The organism is Polaribacter sp. (assembly GCF_039939415.1).
Classification (GTDB): Bacteria; Bacteroidota; Bacteroidia; order Flavobacteriales; family Flavobacteriaceae; genus Polaribacter.
In genome coordinates, this window is record NZ_JBDVJE010000014.1 from 20,695 (window position 1) to 39,196 (window position 18,502).

The following is an 18,502-nucleotide window of genomic DNA, read 5'->3' on the forward strand; positions in this document are numbered from 1 at the left end:
ACTTTGCATTAAATTTGCATCCGCTAAGAAGCATTGGCCTATGGTGTAATTGGTAACACACCGGTTTTTGGTACCGTCATTCAAGGTTCGAGTCCTTGTAGGCCAACAAAAAAAGTCCTGATAAATATATTTTATCAGGACTTTTTACTTTTATAAATGTTTAAATCTATTGTTTTTTTATTAAAAAATCTTTTAAATCCTGATAAGTAGAAGCTTTGTAAGCAACTTTTGTATTATTAATTACCTTTTTAATTTGTTCAGGTATTTTAACTTTTACAGGCAAAGTTTCTTCTACAACATCTAAAAATTTTACTGGATGTGCAGTTTCTAAAAAAACACCAAATTCATTTTCTTTTAGTCCGTGTTTTTTTAACCCTAAATAGCCAACTGCACCATGTGGATCTGCAACATAACCAGAGTTTTTGTAGATTTCTTTCATAGTTTCTCTAGTTTCATTATCTGTAAAACTATAAGAAGAAAAGGCCTTTTTTAAAGTATCTAAATCATTATTAAACAATTCTTGAATTCTGATAAAATTACTTGGGTTACCAACATCCATTGCGTTTGAAATGGTTGCTTTAGATGGTTTTGGTTTGTAAACTCCATCTATTAAGTAATTAGGAACAGTATCATTTACATTTGTAGAAGCTACAAAGTGTTTAATTGGTAAACCTAATTTTTGTGCCATAATTCCCGCACAAATATTTCCAAAATTTCCACTAGGAACAGAAAATACTAAGTCTTTATTTTTTTTATGTAATCCTTTATAGGCAAAGAAAAAATAGAACATCTGAGGTAACCAACGTGCAACATTTATAGAATTTGCTGAGGTTAATGTTTTGGTTATTTCTTCATCTAAAAAAGCAGTTTTTACCATTTCTTGGCAATCGTCAAAAACACCATCTACTTCTAATGCTGTAATATTTTGACCTAACGTTGTTAATTGCTTTTCTTGAATGTCACTTACTTTTCCTGAAGGATATAAAATAACAACATTTACACCTTTTGCTCCTAAAAATCCGTTAGCAACAGCACCACCAGTATCTCCAGAAGTTGCAACTAAAACAGTAACTTCTTCTTTATTGCCTTGGTTAAAGTATTCTAAACACTTTGCCATAAACTTTGCACCAACATCTTTAAAAGCCATTGTTGGTCCGTGAAACAACTCTAAAGAACCAATATTGTCATTAATAGGAACAACAGGAAAATCAAAAGAAACAGTTTCTGCAATAATTTCTTTTAATTTATCTGTAGGAATTTCATCACCCACAAATTGTTTTATTACCTCAAAAGCAATTTCGTGATTAGAATAATTGTCAATATTTTCTATAAACTCTTTTGATAATGGTGTAATTGTATCAGGAAAATACAAACCTCTGTCTGGTGCAATTCCGTTTACAACTGCATTTTTAAAAGTTGATATTGGCGAGTTATGATTTAAACTATAATAGTTCATTGTAAATAATTTGTTTGTCATTGCTATTTGACGAAGCAATCTGCTTTTTAAAAAGAGATTACTTCAGTTATTCTACCTTAGTAATGACGATTAATTTAATATTTTCATTCCATTAGGATTTACTTTAGAAATAAACATTTCAAAGTCAATACCTGTATTTTTATAACTTTCTTGTATGCTTTTGTAAACTTCTTCTGCAATTTTATCACCTTTACAAAGCGCAAAAATGGTTGGCCCAGAACCACTAATTCCTGCACCTAAAGCTCCAGCTTTTAAAGCAGTATTTTTAACATCGTCAAAATGAGGAATTAACGTTTTACGAACAGGTTCTACAATAATATCTACTAAAGAGTTGCTAATTAATTCGTAATTATCAGCATATAAACCAGCAATTAATCCACCAACATTTGCCCATTGCGTAACTGCATCTTTTAAAGTAATTTCAGTTGGTAAAACATCTCTTGCATCTTTTGTTTTTACTTCAATTTGTGGATGAATTGCTACAACTCGTAATTCTTTAGGAACAGGTAGTTTTATAATTTCTAGAGGATTATAGCTTCTTACCAAAACAAAGCCTCCATATATGGCTGCAGAAACATTATCAGCAATTGGAGTCCCACAAGCAACTTCTTCTCCAAACATTGCAAATTTTGTCAATTCTAATTCAGAGTAGATATTACCTAAAAGTTGATTCGTACCAAAAGCAGCACCTCCAGCACTTGCTGCAGAACTGCCTAATCCACTTCCTGGAGAAAATCCTTTATGGATTGTTAATTCAATTCCAAAATCTGCTTTTGCTTCAATCAACATTTTTTTAACAACTGCACTTGCTGCATTTTTATCTACATCATAAGTTAAATTTGCACCTGTAATATTGGTAATTTTCACTCCTTTTTCAGTAGTTTTTGTAAATGTCATTTCATCTCCAATAGTATCAACAGCAAAACCTAATGAGTCAAATCCACAAGAAACATTGGCAACAGTTGCAGGAGCAAATATTTTAAGATATTCCATAGTTTTTATTGATTTGCAATTCTAATTACATCAGCAAAAATACCAGAAGCCGTAACATCTGCTCCAGCTCCAGCTCCTTTTATTAACAATGGGTTTTCTGGATATCTGTCTGTAAAAAATAATACAATGTTATCACTTCCTTCTAAATTGTAAAAAGGATGATCTGAAGGAATGTGTTGTAGACCAACATTTGCTTTTCCATCGATAAATTCTGCAACATATTTTAAACAACAATCTTTGTCATTTGCGTCTTTAAATATTTGTTGAAAATGAGCTTCGTTCTTTGTTAAAGAGGTGTAAAAGTCATCATTATTATCAGTATTTAAACTTTCTTCTGGTAAAAAGGCATTTTTAGCAATGTCTTCTAATTCCATTTGATAACCACTTTCTCTAGCTAGAATTAAAATTTTTCTAGCAACATCAACACCACTTAAATCAATTTTTGGATCTGGTTCTGTATAACCTTCTTTTTGTGCGGCTTCTACAACATCATGAAAAGTAGATTTTTCATTAAAATTATTAAAGACAAAATTTAAGCTTCCAGATAAAACGGCTTGAATTTTATGAACTCTATCTCCAGAATTAATTAAATTTTTAAGTGTATCTATAATTGGTAAACCAGCACCAACATTGGTTTCAAACAAGAAAGAAGCATTGTATTTTCTAGAAACTTCTTTTAAGGTTTTGTAGTTATTGAAGTTAGATGCGCATGCAATTTTATTACAAGTAACCACAGAAATACTTTCTCTTAAATAAGATTCATACACTTCAGATACTGCTTGATTTGCAGTGTTATCTACAAAAACACTATTAATTAAGTTGCTTTCTTTTACTTTATTGTGAAAACTTTTTAAAGTAGCTGGCTCTCCGTTTTCTAAACTTTCTTTCCAGTTTTCTAAATCGATTCCATTGGTATCAAAATGCATTTTTCTAGAATTTGCAATTCCAATAACTTTAATGTTTAGTTTTAAGTTCGTTTTTAAGAACTCTTTTTGTTGATTAATTTGAGCTAAAAAGCGTTCTCCTACATTACCAACTCCAGTTACAAATAAGTTTAACTGTTTTGTTTTTTCTTCAAAAAACTGCTCATGTAACGTGTTTAATGCTTTGTTTGCATCATATTTATTAATTACTGCAGAAATATTTTTTTCTGATGAACCTTGAGCAATTGCTCTAACATTTACATTGTTTCTACCTAAAGCGCTAAACATTTGACCGCTTAAACCTTGGTAGTTTTTCATGCTTTCACCAACAACAGCAATAATTGCTAAATCACTTTCAATAATTATTGGTTTAATTTTTTTCTTGTCTATTTCTATGCTAAAAACTTCATTTAGAAGTTCTTTAGCTTTTGCAGCATCATTATCAAACACACCAACACAGATAGAATGTTCTGAAGAGGCTTGCGTAATAAAAATTACATTTATTTTTGCTACAGAAAGTGTTTCAAACAAACGTTTAGAAAAACCTGGAATCCCTATCATTCCACCACCTTCTAAAGTTATTAAGCTAATATCTTCTATGTGCGAAATGCCTTTTACTTCGTTTCCATTATTTGGATTGTTAGAAATTAAAGTTCCAAAATTTTCTGGTTCGAAAGTGTTTTTTATTCTAATAGGAATTTCTTTTCTTAGAGAAGGTTGTATGGTTGGTGGGTATAATACTTTTGCTCCAAAATGAGATAATTCCATTGCTTCTTCATAAGAAATTTCTGAAATAGGAAAAGCTTGTTTTACTACTCTTGGGTTTGCTGTAAACATACCGCTAACATCTGTAAAAATAAGTAATTCTTTTGCATCTAATGCAGCAGCATAAATTGAAGCAGAAAAATCAGATCCACCTCTACCTAATGTTGTAGTTTCTCCGTTAACATTAGATGAAATAAATCCGCCAAGTAAAGTAACTTGATGTTTGTTTTCATTGAAAAAAGAAATGATGTTTTGGTTTGTAATTTTAAAGTTTACTTGCCCATTTAAGAAATTATTATTTGTAACAATTAATTCTCTACTTTCTTTATGTGTAGTGTCGAATAATTCTTTTGCGGCGTTAGCAATAATATAAGAAGAAAGTCTTTCTCCAAAACTAGAAACTTTTGCTAAAGTTTTATCAGATAACTCTTGTAATAAAAAGATCCCTTCATAAATAGAAGCCAATCTATTTAATAAAGAAGATACTTCTTTAGAAACTTCTTCTTTGTTTTTTATAACTAAATCATTAATAATACTAAAGTGTAATTCTTTAATGTTTGCTATAAATTCTTTTGCTACATTTATATCTTTTAGAGCTTCATTTGCACCTGCCAAAAGATTGTTAGTCGTTTTTCCAAAAGCAGAAACTATAACTGCAATTTTTTGATTTTTAGACTCTTTCTCAACAATTGCCAAGACTTTTTTTATGTTTTCTGTGTTTGCGACAGATGAACCGCCAAATTTTAATACTTTCATTTTTAATGAATAGTTTGTGTAATTTAATTTTTTATTGATTTTGTTTCGTTGTTGATTGAAACAATATATAACCTATGGTGATATGAATATAGCAGAACCCCTAAAGGGTAATAGTTGTAGCTGTGCGAATAATTGTGCGCATAGAAGTATAAACTACGTTTGTAGTTTTCGAAGAATTAATATGTGTATTAAATAAATTCACAAGGCAAAAATAATAGTATTATTTAATTCTAAGCCAATCTATAGAAATTATTTCGTGATTTTAACTGATTTATGCAGTATTGTTAAAATTTGTGTAATTGAAATAGTATATTCTTACTATTTAGCAAGTTGATTTGTTTTTTCTTTAATAATTAAAGCAATAGGTTTATTTTGAATTTTACTTTCTAACCAAGATAAAATATCTAAGTATAAGAAGGCTCGTTTTTCATAAGGATGGTTTTCGAAGACTTTTAATTTTGCATGAATTTTTTTGAATTCATTCTTAATTTCATGAGGAAAAACATCGCTCAAATCTCTTATAGAAGTTAAAAAAACCTTCTGTACTTCTTGTAAATTTTCCATTTTTAGTAAAAATTTATAAGTATCTACAAACTGTCTTTCAAGATCATAATCTAAACCACATTCGTAATGAGCAATTAAATTTAAAATACGGGCAAAGCATTGTAAGTCTTCTGCAGAACCAATGTTTTTAGAGCGAATTATTTTCTGTAAATAAACAATACATAATCTGTTTTTGCCCATTCCAAAATATAAACAAGCAATTTTGTAGTAAAGTAATACTATATAATGGTTGTCTAATCTGTTTTTATATTGATCAATTTTTGTGTTAATTATATCAACTAAATATTCTCCTTTTTCGAAAGAACCTTCTAAGAAATGTAAATGCAATTTATTAGAATAGTAGTACAAGAATATTAATAATTCTGTATTTGTATTCATTGGTATTTCTTTATTCTCAATTTCTTCTTCAAAAAATATGAGTTCTTTTTTAAAAGTAGAAACTTTTTTTACTAAAAAGGAAGCTTCTAGTAAATAGTTTTTAGATTTTAAATAAAATACTGGATGCAGGTTTATTAATTTTTGGTTATCGAATAAATCTACACATTTTTTAGCATATTTATAGCTTAACAAAAAATCTTGCACTAAAAAACTGTGCCATAAATGCGCTTTAAATAACCACAATTTTTCTCTAAACCCAAGAGTTTTATAGTCGTATTTAGGCATTCTGTCATTAAAATATTTATCAACAAATTTTAGTTCTTCAATATTTTTTACATAACCATTTTGTATTAAGTGGCTATATAATTGAAGAGATAAGTTAGAAAGTTTGCTAGCAATTACATTGTCTTGACTTAATTCTTTTGCTTGAATAGAAAGTTGGTTTGCTCTTGTGCTTAGACTTCTCGTTATATATTGAGTTTCAATTACTTTTTCTAGTTCAACAATTTCGTAAGCAATGTTTTTTTCTTCATTATCTAAAGCCATATTTTTGGCTTTTTCTAATAATTTTAAACTTTGTTTATATAATCCTTTTTGATATAAAACAGTTGCAAAATCTAATTGTTCTCTTATTTGAATTCTAACATTTTTATGTGCAGGATTCAATCGTAAACTAATTAAAATTTGTTTGTATAGGTGTGCTTTTAAGTTTGAGAGTTGTTGTTTAGAAACTATACCACTTCCAATAATTACTTTTTCATCATAAACTTTTAGTTTTTCTAAAAATTTAAATAAAGAAAAAAACTTAGCATCAATGTTTCCTCCTAATCTACCTACATATAAATTAAATTGTCTCTTTTCTGATTTAGTTAAAGACTTAATTAAAACAAAAAGAGCATCATTTTGTTGATTGGCTGATGTAACACTTTTACTCATAAAAAACTGATAGTTAGATATTTATGTTTTTGTAAATGATATTAGGAATCGTACTGTTTGGTAAAAATAACTATTTATTTTAAGTCCAATATATACATTTGAGATTAAATAAGATAATCTTAACAGAAATTATGCAAGATAATAAAGTTCAAATTTTTGACACAACATTAAGAGATGGAGAGCAAGTTCCTGGTTGTAAGTTAGATACAGTACAGAAACTAGTAATTGCTGAAAGGTTAGATTTATTGGGGGTAAATGTAATTGAAGCTGGTTTTCCGGTTTCTAGCCCAGGTGATTTTAATTCAGTAACACAAATTTCTAAAATTGTTAAAAACGCTACTGTATGTGGTTTAACTAGAGCTGTAGAAAATGATATAAAAGTAGCTGCAGAGGCTCTTAAATTTGCAAAACACCCAAGAATTCATACTGGTATTGGTACTAGTGATTCTCATATTCAATTTAAATTTAATTCATCTAGAGAAGCAGTAATAGAAAGAGCTGTAAAAGCAGTTTCTTATGCAAAATCGTTTGTAGAAGATGTAGAGTTTTATGCAGAAGATGCAGGTAGAACAGACAATGAATATTTAGCCAGAGTTTGTGAAGAAGTAATTAAAGCTGGTGCAACAGTTTTAAATATTCCTGACACAACTGGGTATTGTTTGCCAGAAGAATATGGTGCAAAAATGAAATATTTACGCGAAAACGTAAAAGGTATAGATAATGTTACCCTTTCTTGTCACTGTCATAACGATCTAGGTATGGCAACAGCAAATTCAATTGCAGGTGTTATTAATGGAGCTCGTCAAATAGAATGTACCATTAATGGAATAGGAGAAAGAGCAGGAAACACAGCTTTAGAAGAAGTTGTAATGGTTTTAAAACAACATCCATATTTAAATTTAGAAACAAGTATCAATACAAAACTATTGTATGATACTAGTATTATGGTTCGTGAAAGTATGGGAATGCCTGTGCAGCCAAACAAAGCAATTGTAGGAGCAAATGCTTTTGCTCATAGTTCAGGAATTCATCAAGATGGAGTAATAAAAAATAGAGAAACATACGAAATTATGGATCCTGAAGATGTAGGTGTTACAGAAAGTGCCATTGTATTAACAGCTAGAAGTGGTAGAGCAGCTTTGGCGTATAGAGCAAAAAAGATTGGTTACGAGCTTACAAAAATACAATTAGATGTAGCTTATGTAGCTTTCTTAGAAACTGCAGATAAGCAAAAAGAGGTTAAAGATGAAGATATTCACAATATTATGAAAGAAGTGAGTAAAACATCAAAAATAGCCACAAGTTAAAATATTTAAAGTTAACTTTGTCTTCAGAGGTAGTTGTGAATTTTAAGCCAACTATTTAAAGGAATCAACTGCCTTTGATAACAGATTAATTTTTAGATTATAGTAAAATGAAGTATACAATTGCGGTAATTCCTGGAGATGGTATAGGACCAGAAGTAACTACTCAAGCAAAAAAAGCGCTAGAAGCTGTTGCAGAAGTATATGATCATATTTTTTTGTTTAAAGAAGCAAAAATGGGAGCTTGCGCTATAGATCAAACAGGAGATCCATTGCCACAAGAAACCATAGAAATTTGTAAGAAGGCAGACGCAATTTTATTTGGAGCAATTGGAGACGTTAAGTATGATAATGATCCTAGCTTAAGAATAAGACCAGAACAAGGTCTATTGCGTTTAAGAAAAGAATTAGACTTATTCTGTAATGTAAGACCTGTAAAAGCATATCCTAAACTTTTAAAAAATTCTCCACTAAAAAAAGAAATTATAAAAGGAACAGATATAGCTATTTTTAGAGAATTAACTGGCGGAATCTATTTCGGAAAAAAAGAATTAAGTAAAGACGGTAAATCTGCATACGACAGTAGTATTTATACAATAGACGAAATTTCTAGAGTAACACACCTTGCATTTCAAACAGCACAAAACAGAAAGAAAAAATTAACTTTAGTAGATAAAGCAAATGTTTTAGAAACGTCTCGTTTATGGAGAAAAACGGTTATCGAAATTGCAAAGCAATATAAAGATGTAACCTTAGATTTTATGTTAATAGACAATGCAGCAATGCAAATTGTCTTAGATCCTAAACAGTTTGATGTTATCTTGTCAGAAAACCTTTTTGGAGACGTAATGTCAGATGTAGCTTGTGCAATTGGTGGTTCAATAGGTGTATTAGCTTCAAGCTCAATAGGAGAGAAAAATGCAATGTTTGAGCCTATTCATGGTTCATACCCCCAAGCAGCAGGAAAAGATATTGCAAATCCATTAGCATCCATATTATCAGCAGCAATGCTATTAGAACATTTAGGTTTATTAGATGAAGCAGATGTAATTCAAAGAGCAGTAGAAAAATCATTAGATTTAGGTTTAACAACACAAGATTTAAAAGGCAAGAACCAATATGCAGCGTCTACTTCAAAAGTAGGAGATTTTATTGCAGATTATATTGTAAATCAAGATGATAGTAGTATGAATTTTAAAAATATTCATATGGGTCAAAGTACAATAATTTAACTTTTTTAGCAGCAATCTCCAGCTTTCATTACTCGCTTTTTTTGCTCCAAAAAGCAAAAAAGAGCTCAAACAAACCATTCAATCTGGGCTAAACTTGTTTGCCATTTTATTTAATAAAAAAAATTATTTGTGTAATTAAATAAAAAATTGCAATATTTGAATCATGAAAAAACAAATTGTAAATATAATTTCTATTGTCATAATCAACGTAATAATTACGGTATGATAAGGAGGTGATGTTTACAATATTTTTTAAATAGAACCTTCCTGTAAAAATGGAAGGTTTTTTTTATCAATTTATTTTAGTAATTGAATGTCATAATTAAAAACAGTTAAATATTTAAAAAACAGCAAATTAGGTAGTTTTATTAAGACCTGAATTTAAAGAATAGTATTTAATTATATTCAATAAAAACAGAGAAACATAGTAATTTAGTCAACAAATTGAACAAAATAGTAGATGAAACTAAATAAACACAGTAGCAGATTAACACAAGATGAATCTCAGCCAGCATCACAAGCAATGTTATATGCAGTAGGTTTAACTGACGAAGATATGAGCAAAGCTCAAGTTGGTATTGCAAGTACTGGTTATGATGGTAACCCTTGTAATATGCATTTAAATAATTTGGCCGCAGAAGTCAAAATAGAAAGTAAAATTGCAGGTTTAGTCGGTTTAGGGTTTAATACAATTGGAGTTTCAGATGGTATATCTATGGGAACTTCTGGCATGAACTACTCATTAGCATCTAGAGATATTATTGCAGATTCTATAGAAACAGTTATGAATGCTCAAAGTTATGATGCATTAGTTTCTGTAGTTGGTTGCGATAAAAACATGCCAGGAGCAGTTATAGCAATGTTGCGTTTAAATAGACCATCTATTATGATGTATGGTGGTACAATTGCATCAGGAAATTATAAAGGAAAAAAACTAAATATAGTTTCAGCTTTCGAAGCTTTAGGGCAAAAAGTAGCAGGAGAAATTGAAGAGGACGAATATAGAGAAATTATAAAAAGAGCAATTCCAGGAGCAGGAGCTTGTGGAGGAATGTATACTGCAAATACAATGGCATCTGCCATAGAATGTATGGGTTTTGCATTGCCATATAACTCATCAATACCGGCAGAAAATCCAAATAAACTATCAGAAGCAGAAAGAACAGCTTTGGCTATTAAAAATTTATTAGAATTAGATTTAAAACCTTTAGATATCATTTCTAAAAAATCTTTAGAAAATGCTATTGCATTGGTAAATGCTTTAGGAGGTTCTACAAATGCAGTATTGCACTTTTTAGCAATTGCACACGCTGCAGATATAGAGTTTACATTAGAAGATTTTCAAAAAGTTTCAGACAGAACTCCATTAATTGCAGATTTAAAACCTTCTGGTAAATACTTAATGGAAGATGTTCATGGAGTTGGAGGTACACCTGCAATTATGAAATATTTATTAGAAAATGGATATTTACATGGAGATTGTATGACTGTTACAGGAAAAACATTAGCAGAAAATCTTGCAAATGTAGAAGCAATGGAATTTGAAGATCAAGATGTAATTTATCCAAAAGATAAAGCATTAAAATCATCAGGAAATATTCAAATAATTTACGGAAACCTTGCAACAGAAGGTGCTGTAGCAAAAATTTCTGGAAACGAAGGTTTGTTGTTCGAAGGAAAAGCAGTGGTTTACGATGGTGAGCAAGCAGCAAATACAGGTATTTCAAATGGAGAAGTAGAAAGAGGAGATGTAGTCGTCATTAGGTATGTTGGACCTAAAGGAGGACCAGGAATGCCAGAAATGTTAAAACCCACTTCATTAATTATGGGTGCAGGTTTAGGTAAATCTGTAGCTTTAATTACCGATGGACGTTTTTCTGGAGGAACTCATGGTTTTGTGGTCGGACATATTACACCAGAGGCACAATCTGGTGGTGCAATTGGTTTATTAGAAACGGGAGACAAAATTAGAATTAGTGCAGAAGACAATTCAATAAATGTTTTAATTTCTGATGAAGAATTAGCAGAAAGAAAATCTAAATGGGTTGCACCAGCATTAAAGCATAAAAAAGGAATCTTATACAAATACGCAAAATCAGTAGCATCTGCATCTAAAGGATGTATAACTGATGCTTAATAATATATAAATATGGAAACACAAACCATAAAAAATAAAAAAAAATCTATCAAAACTACAGAACGTATTTCTGGTAGTGAGGCAATTGTTAGATGCCTTATAGAAGAAGGAGTTAAGATTTTATACGGTTATCCTGGAGGGGCAATTATGCCTGTCTATGATGAGTTGTATAAATATCAAGATAAAATTCATCATGTACTAACACGTCATGAGCAAGGAGCAACACATTCTGCTCAAGGGTATGCACGTATTTCTGGAGATGTTGGGGTTGCAATGGCAACTTCAGGGCCTGGAGCTACGAACTTAATTACAGGTATTGCAGATGCACAGATAGATTCTACACCAATGGTTTGTATAACTGGTCAGGTTTTTTCTCATCTATTAGGTAGTGATGCTTTTCAAGAAACAGATATTGTTGGTATTTCTACACCAGTTACAAAATGGAACTCTCAAGTTACTAAAGCAAAAGATATTCCAGAAGCAATTGCAAAAGCATTTTACATTGCCAAAAGTGGAAGACCAGGACCTGTTTTAATTGATATTACGAAAGATGCACAAATAGAAAAATTTGATTTTTCGTATGAAAAGTGTACAGAAGTAAGAAGTTATGTTCCTGTTCCTGAAACAGATATTACATCTGTTGAAGCGGCAGCAAAATTAATAAATGAAGCAAAAAAACCATTAGTGGTTTGGGGTCAGGGTGTAATTTTAAGTGAAGCTGAAGAAGCATTTAAAGCAGTGATTGAAAAAGCAGGAATTCCTTCTGCTTGGACAATTTTAGGAGCTTCTGCAATTCCTACTAAACATTCATTAAATGTCGGTATGGTTGGTATGCACGGTAATTATGCACCAAATGTTTTAACCAATGAATGTGATGTTTTAATTGCAATTGGAATGCGTTTTGACGATAGAGTTACCGGGAGTTTATCTACGTATGCAAAACAAGCAAAAATAATTCATTTTGAAATAGATCCTGCAGAAATAGATAAAAATGTTAAAACAGATGTTGCAGTTTTAGGCGATGCAAAAGCTAGTTTAGAAGCAATTCTTCCTCTAATAAATGAAAACTCTCATACTGAATGGCATCAGAAATTTAAAGATTTATATGCTATTGAATATGATAAAGTAATAAAAGACGATATACATCCAACCAAAGAAGGTTTAACAATGGGTGAAGTTTTAAATCAGATTAATATACAAAGTAAAGGAAATGCTGCAATAGTTTCAGATGTAGGTCAACATCAAATGATTGCTTGTAGATATGCCGAGTTTAATAAAACGAAAAGTAATATTACTTCTGGTGGTTTGGGTACGATGGGCTTTGGTTTACCAGCAGCAATTGGAGCAAAAATGGCTGCGCCAGATCGTGAAGTAGTTTCTATTTCTGGAGATGGAGGTTACCAAATGACAATTCAAGAACTAGGTACTATTTTTCAGCAAAAAGCAGCTGTAAAAGTAGTGGTTTTAAATAATGATTTCTTAGGAATGGTACGTCAATGGCAACAATTGTTTTTTGATAAACGTTATGCTTCTACAGAAATGGTAAATCCAAATTTTGTTGCCATTGCAGAAGGGTATTATATAAAAGCAAGAAAAGTTACCAAACGAGAAGATTTAGCAGATGCTGTTAAAGAAATGATGGAAAGTAAAGAAGCTTATTTTTTAGAAGTTTGTGTAGAAAAGGAAGATAATGTATTTCCTATGATTCCTACAGGAGCAAGTGTTTCAGATATAAGATTAGAATAATTATGAATATAGAAAAACAATTATTTACCATATCAGTTTATACTGAGAATAATGTTGGATTGTTGAATAGAATTTCAGCAATATTTCAAAGAAGACACATTAATATAGAGAGTTTAAATATTTCTCCATCAGAAATTGAAGGTGTTGCTAAGTTTACAATTGTTGTAAATATGGCTGAGGAAAATGTAAAGAAAATTATCGGTCAAATAGAAAAGCAAGTAGAGGTAATAAAGGCTTACTATCATGATTTAGATAATATCATCTATCAAATTTCTGGTTTGTTTAAAATTAAATCAGAATTACTGTTTGAAGAACGTCAAATTCAAAATATAATTAAAGAAAGTAATGCTAGAATTGTAACTGTGAATAAAGATTTTTTTGTGCTCGAAAAATCTGGAAAAAAAGAAGAAATAGTAGCATTATACAATCAGTTAAGCGTATTTGGTATTATGCAATATACTCGTTCTGGTTTAATTGCAGTTACTAAAGAAGAAATGAAAATATCAACATTATTAGAAACATACAACAACTAAATAACATAAAAATGTCAAATTATTTTAACACATTAACATTAAGAGAAAAATTAGAGCAATTAGGAAAATGTCGTTTTATGGACGCTTCAGAATTTCAAGACGGTGTAGAAGCATTAAAAGGAAAGAAAATTGTTATTGTAGGTTGTGGAGCCCAAGGTTTAAACCAAGGTTTAAATATGAGAGATTCTGGTTTAGATATTTCTTATACGTTAAGAAAAGCTGCTATAGAACAAAAAAGACAATCTTTTATTAATGCTTCATCTAACGGGTTTACTGTTGGAACTTATGAAGAGTTATTACCAACTGCAGATTTAGTTATTAATTTAACTCCAGATAAGCAACATACAAATGTTGTAAATGCAGTAATGCCTTTAATGAAAAAAGGTGCTACATTATCTTATTCTCATGGTTTTAATATTGTAGAAGAAGGTATGCAGGTTCGTGAAGATTTAACGGTAATCATGGTAGCTCCTAAGTCTCCAGGATCTGAAGTTAGAGAAGAATATAAAAGAGGGTTTGGAGTACCAACTTTAACGGCAGTTCACCCAGAAAATGATCCACAAGGAAAAGGATGGGCACAAGCAAAAGCATATGCAGTTGCAACAGGTGGTCATAGAGCAGGTGTTTTAGAATCTTCGTTTGTTGCAGAAGTAAAGTCTGATTTAATGGGAGAGCAAACTATTTTATGTGGTTTGTTGCAAACAGGAGCAATTTTATCTTTTGATAAAATGGTAGAAGAAGGAATTGAACCAGGATATGCTGGTAAATTAATTCAATACGGTTGGGAAACTGTAACAGAAGCTTTAAAGCATGGAGGTATTACGAATATGATGGATCGTTTATCTAATCCTGCAAAAGTTGAAGCTTTTAGACTTTCTGAAGAATTAAAAGATATTATGCGTCCATTGTTTCAAAAACATATGGATGATATTATGACAGGTCATTTTTCAAAAACAATGATGGAAGATTGGGCTAATGATGATAAGAACTTATTAACTTGGAGAGCAGCTACAGGAGAAACTGCTTTCGAAAAACAAGTAATTACAGATCAAGAAATTCCAGAACAAGAATATTTTGATCACGGAACTTTATTAGTTGCTTTTGTAAGAGCAGGTGTAGAATTAGCTTTTGAAGCTATGACAGAGTCTGGAATTATAGATGCCTCTGCTTACTATGAGTCTTTACATGAAACACCATTAATTGCAAATACAATTGCAAGAATGAAGTTAGCAGAAATGAACCGTGTAATTTCTGATACTGCAGAATATGGTTGTTATTTATTCGATCATGCTTGTAAACCTTTATTAACAGATTTCATGAAGAATGTAAAAACTGATATTATTGGTAAACCATTCAGTTCAGATAATGGAGTTGATAATCAGGAATTAATTAGAATTAACGCTATTATTAGAAATCACCCAGTAGAAATTGTAGGCGCAAAATTAAGAGCTTCTATGACAGCAATGAAAGTTGTAAAAACTGCATAAAAAAGTAAGTTTTTTAAATTTTATAAAAAAACCTGTCAGATGTTAAATCTGACAGGTTTTCTTTTTACATTTGATTAATGCAAACAGAACCAATTTATTTTCCAAGCTTAAAAAGCGTAAAAGAAGCTGCTAAAAACTTAGAGGGAGTTGCAATAGAGACTCCATTAAGTAAAAATATAAATCTTTCTAAACAGTTTAAAGCAAATATTTTATTTAAAAGAGAAGATTTACAAGTTGTTCGTTCTTATAAAATAAGAGGAGCCTATAATAAAATGTCTTTTTTAAGTAATGATGAAAAGCAAAGAGGAGTTGTCTGTGCAAGTGCAGGTAATCATGCACAAGGTGTAGCTTTGTCTTGTAAGTTATTACAAGTTAAAGGAACTATTTTTATGCCATCTCCAACACCAAATCAAAAAATTAGTCAAGTAAAAATGTTTGGAGAAGATTTTATTAAAGTGGTCATTGGTGGAGATACTTTTGATGATGCTTCAGATGCTGCCAAATTAGAATGCGCTTCAAAAAATAAAACATTTATTCATCCTTTTGATGATGAAAAAGTAATAGAGGGGCAAGCAACTGTAGGTTTAGAAATTCTAAATCAAACAAAAGAAAAAATAGATTATGTTTTTGTTCCTATAGGAGGTGGAGGTTTATCATCTGGTTTATCATCCGTTTTTAAATACTTATCACCAGAAACAAAAATTATTGGTGTAGAACCAGAAGGGGCGCCTTCAATGCAGGTATCATTTAAAAATAATAAAAATACACTTTTAAAAAAAATTGACGCATTTGTAGATGGGGCAGCAGTTAAAAAAGTGGGTGATTTAAATTTTAATATATGTAAACAAAATTTATCAAAAATTGTTTCTGTTCCAGAAGGTAAAATTTGCCAAACAATTTTAGATTTATATAATAAAGATGCAATTGTAGTTGAACCTGCTGGAGCTTTAAGTGTTGCTGTGCTAGATTTTTTTGCAGATGAAATTAAAGAAAAAAATGTAGTTTGTTTAATTAGTGGAAGTAATAATGACATTACTAGAACAGAAGAAATAAAAGAACGTGCATTAATGTATGCAGATTTAAAACATTATTTTATTATTAAATTTCCTCAAAGAGCAGGAGCATTAAAAGAGTTTGTAGCTGAAATTTTAGGGCCAAATGACGATATTACTCATTTTGAATACACAAAAAAGAATAATAGAGCAAATGGTTCTGCAGTTGTTGGTTTAGAACTAAAATCTTCTCAAGATTTAGAACCACTTATCAAAAGAATGAAAGAAAGTAATTTCTTTGGCGACTACTTAAATGATAAGCAAGATTTATTTCAATTTTTAGTCTAATAATCTATCTTTTTTTTAAGTTAAAAGAATAAAAATTTCGAAATCCTTTTCGTGATTAGATTTTAAAAATTAGATATAATAGTCTTAAATTTTGTTAATTTGAACTTACTAATATTTAAAAATAAATAAATATTACATACTAGTTTTAGTGTCTAATACTATACTATAATTTATGAAAAAACAATTTACAGAAATTCCAGAAGTATATAAAATTAAAACACTTTTACATCAAAAAACATATTTAATTGGTGGAGAGTTGAAAGAATGGAAAGGTGATGTTGCAGAGGTTTATTCTACAATTTCATCAACAAAAGAATACAAACCAACTTTATTGGGGACCGTGCCAAATTTAGGAGAAAAAGAAGCTTTAGCTGCTTTAAATTCTGCATATAGGGCTTATGATAAAGGTCAAGGTTTGTGGCCAACAATGAGAGTTGTTGATAGAATTGAATGTATGGAAGAGTTTGCAGAGCAAATGAAAACCAAACGAGATGAGGTTGTAAAACTGTTAATGTGGGAAATTGGAAAATCTTTACTAGATTCTGAAAAAGAATTCGACAGAACTGTAGAGTATATATACGACACTATTGAAGATTACAAACAAATGGATAGAGATTCTGCTAAGTTTGAAAAAAATAGTGGAGTTCATGCGCATATTAGACGTGGACCTTTAGGTGTTGTTTTGTGTTTAGGACCATATAACTATCCTTTAAATGAAACATTTGCATTATTGATTCCTGCTTTAATTATGGGGAATACAGCAGTTTTTAAACCAGCAAAACATGGAGTTTTATTATTATCTCCATTAATGGAAGCGTTTCAAAATAGTTTTCCAGAAGGTGTAGTTAATGTAATTTATGGTAGAGGTAGAGTTTTGGCAACTCCTATTATGAAAACAGGTAAGGTAGATGTGTTAGCATTAATTGGTAATAGTAAATCTGCAAATGCTATTCAGGCAAATCATCCTTTTAAAAATAGATTACGTTTAGTATTAGGTTTAGAGGCAAAAAATCCTGGAATTGTATTGCCAGATGCAGATTTAGATTTAGCAATAGATGAATGTATCTCTGGAGCTACTTCTTTTAACGGGCAACGTTGTACTGCTTTAAAAATATTGTATGTACATGAACATATTGTAGATAAATTTAACAAACGATTTGCAGAAAGAATTGATGCATTAAAGTTTGGAAATCCATGGGAAAAAGATGTGAAATTAACACCGCTTCCAGAACCAGGAAAACCTGCATATATTCAAGAATTAATTGATGATGCTGCTTCTAAAGGTGCAAAAATTATAAATAAAAAAGGAGGAAATATTACAGAAAACTATATTTTTCCTGCAGTTTTATATCCTGTTTCTAAAGACATGAGAGTGTTTCAGGAAGAACAATTTGGACCAGTAACACCAATAGTTTCGTTTAAAAACATCCAAGAACCTTTAGATGATATGGCAGAATCTAATTATGGCCAACAAGTGAGTGTATTTGGTAGTGAAATAAAAACCTTAGCACCTTTAATAGATACTTTAGTTAATTTAGTTTGTAGGGTAAATTTAAATAGTGCAGCTCAACGTGGACCAGATGTATATCCGTTTACAGGAAGAAAAGATTCTGCAGTAGCTACTTTAAGTGTACATGATGCTTTACGTTCTTTTTCTATTAGAACTTTTGTGGCATCAAAAGACACTGCTTATAATAATGCTATTTTAGAAGAATTATTAGATAAAAAAGCTTCTAATTTTATTAGTACAGATTATCTTTTATAAAAGAAAATTTATTTTTTTTACACATAAACCTCCTTTTTAAAGGAGGTTTTTATATTATTAATTATTCAAATTAAACTTTAATTGTCATCATTGGTTTTAATGCGTTTTTAGAAAGATTTTTAGTAACGCTACCTGTAAATAAATGAGCTAAACCACTTCTACCATG

General features: G+C 30.3%; 12 protein-coding genes and 1 tRNA gene. 9 read left to right on the plus strand and 4 right to left on the minus strand.

Annotation, left to right across the window (positions count from 1 at the left end):
* Positions 1 to 34 precede the first annotated feature (34 nt).
* Positions 35 to 106 (plus strand) — tRNA-Gln (locus ABJG40_RS02905).
* A gap of 60 nt (positions 107 to 166) precedes the next feature.
* Here ABJG40_RS02905 and thrC read toward each other — a convergent pair.
* From thrC to ABJG40_RS02925, 4 genes are all read right to left on the minus strand, one after another.
* On the minus strand, positions 167 to 1,456 hold the full coding sequence (gene thrC, locus ABJG40_RS02910; protein WP_348023083.1) for a threonine synthase: 1,290 nt from the start codon (positions 1,454 to 1,456) through the stop codon (positions 167 to 169).
* Between the two features lie 90 nt (positions 1,457 to 1,546).
* Complete coding sequence (locus tag ABJG40_RS02915) at positions 1,547 to 2,470, minus strand: homoserine kinase (protein ID WP_348023084.1); 924 nt, start codon at positions 2,468 to 2,470, stop codon at positions 1,547 to 1,549.
* A gap of 5 nt (positions 2,471 to 2,475) precedes the next feature.
* Positions 2,476 to 4,914 (minus strand): bifunctional aspartate kinase/homoserine dehydrogenase I, encoded by a 2,439-nt coding sequence (thrA, locus tag ABJG40_RS02920; protein WP_348023085.1) that lies wholly within the window; start codon positions 4,912 to 4,914, stop codon positions 2,476 to 2,478.
* 318 nt (positions 4,915 to 5,232) lie between these two features.
* Positions 5,233 to 6,792, minus strand: a complete 1,560-nt coding sequence (locus ABJG40_RS02925) for a hypothetical protein (RefSeq protein ID WP_348023086.1) — start codon at positions 6,790 to 6,792, stop codon at positions 5,233 to 5,235.
* A gap of 131 nt (positions 6,793 to 6,923) precedes the next feature.
* On the opposite strand from ABJG40_RS02925, the gene ABJG40_RS02930 reads away from it, so the two are divergent.
* The 8 genes from ABJG40_RS02930 to ABJG40_RS02965 all read left to right on the plus strand — a co-directional run bounded on the left by ABJG40_RS02930 (position 6,924) and on the right by ABJG40_RS02965 (position 18,336).
* Complete coding sequence (locus tag ABJG40_RS02930; protein WP_348023087.1) at positions 6,924 to 8,099, plus strand: 2-isopropylmalate synthase; 1,176 nt, start codon at positions 6,924 to 6,926, stop codon at positions 8,097 to 8,099.
* Positions 8,100 to 8,206: 107 nt separating this feature from the next.
* Complete coding sequence (leuB, locus tag ABJG40_RS02935) at positions 8,207 to 9,328, plus strand: 3-isopropylmalate dehydrogenase (protein ID WP_348023088.1); 1,122 nt, start codon at positions 8,207 to 8,209, stop codon at positions 9,326 to 9,328.
* 460 nt (positions 9,329 to 9,788) lie between these two features.
* Positions 9,789 to 11,465, plus strand: a complete 1,677-nt coding sequence (gene ilvD, locus ABJG40_RS02940) for a dihydroxy-acid dehydratase (protein ID WP_348023089.1) — start codon at positions 9,789 to 9,791, stop codon at positions 11,463 to 11,465.
* A 12-nt stretch (positions 11,466 to 11,477) separates the two neighbouring features.
* Positions 11,478 to 13,211: a biosynthetic-type acetolactate synthase large subunit gene (gene ilvB / locus ABJG40_RS02945; protein ID WP_348023090.1), complete on the plus strand. Its 1,734-nt coding sequence runs from the start codon at positions 11,478 to 11,480 to the stop codon at positions 13,209 to 13,211.
* A gap of 2 nt (positions 13,212 to 13,213) precedes the next feature.
* Entirely contained in the window at positions 13,214 to 13,744 is a 531-nt protein-coding gene (ilvN, locus tag ABJG40_RS02950) for an acetolactate synthase small subunit (RefSeq protein ID WP_348023091.1), read from the plus strand.
* Between the two features lie 11 nt (positions 13,745 to 13,755).
* Positions 13,756 to 15,231 (plus strand): ketol-acid reductoisomerase, encoded by a 1,476-nt coding sequence (gene ilvC / locus ABJG40_RS02955; RefSeq protein ID WP_348023092.1) that lies wholly within the window; start codon positions 13,756 to 13,758, stop codon positions 15,229 to 15,231.
* A gap of 77 nt (positions 15,232 to 15,308) precedes the next feature.
* Positions 15,309 to 16,571 carry a threonine ammonia-lyase IlvA gene (ilvA, locus tag ABJG40_RS02960; RefSeq protein WP_348023093.1) on the plus strand — a complete coding sequence of 421 codons (1,263 nt, stop codon included), beginning with the start codon at positions 15,309 to 15,311 and terminating at the stop codon, positions 16,569 to 16,571.
* 172 nt (positions 16,572 to 16,743) lie between these two features.
* Entirely contained in the window at positions 16,744 to 18,336 is a 1,593-nt protein-coding gene (locus ABJG40_RS02965; protein WP_348023094.1) for an NADP-dependent glyceraldehyde-3-phosphate dehydrogenase, read from the plus strand.
* Positions 18,337 to 18,502 lie beyond the last annotated feature (166 nt).

Coding starts and splice junctions, on each gene's coding strand:
- ilvC (WP_348023092.1), top strand. CDS start 13,756: ATGTCAAATTATTTTAACACATTAACATTAAGAGAAAAATTAGAGCAA.
- ilvD (WP_348023089.1), top strand. CDS start 9,789: ATGAAACTAAATAAACACAGTAGCAGATTAACACAAGATGAATCTCAG.
- leuB (WP_348023088.1), top strand. CDS start 8,207: ATGAAGTATACAATTGCGGTAATTCCTGGAGATGGTATAGGACCAGAA.
- ABJG40_RS02925 (WP_348023086.1), bottom strand. CDS start 6,792: ATGAGTAAAAGTGTTACATCAGCCAATCAACAAAATGATGCTCTTTTT.
- ABJG40_RS02915 (WP_348023084.1), bottom strand. CDS start 2,470: ATGGAATATCTTAAAATATTTGCTCCTGCAACTGTTGCCAATGTTTCT.
- ilvA (WP_348023093.1), top strand. CDS start 15,309: ATGCAAACAGAACCAATTTATTTTCCAAGCTTAAAAAGCGTAAAAGAA.
- thrC (WP_348023083.1), bottom strand. CDS start 1,456: ATGAACTATTATAGTTTAAATCATAACTCGCCAATATCAACTTTTAAA.
- ilvB (WP_348023090.1), top strand. CDS start 11,478: ATGGAAACACAAACCATAAAAAATAAAAAAAAATCTATCAAAACTACA.
- ABJG40_RS02930 (WP_348023087.1), top strand. CDS start 6,924: ATGCAAGATAATAAAGTTCAAATTTTTGACACAACATTAAGAGATGGA.
- ilvN (WP_348023091.1), top strand. CDS start 13,214: ATGAATATAGAAAAACAATTATTTACCATATCAGTTTATACTGAGAAT.
- thrA (WP_348023085.1), bottom strand. CDS start 4,914: ATGAAAGTATTAAAATTTGGCGGTTCATCTGTCGCAAACACAGAAAAC.
- ABJG40_RS02965 (WP_348023094.1), top strand. CDS start 16,744: ATGAAAAAACAATTTACAGAAATTCCAGAAGTATATAAAATTAAAACA.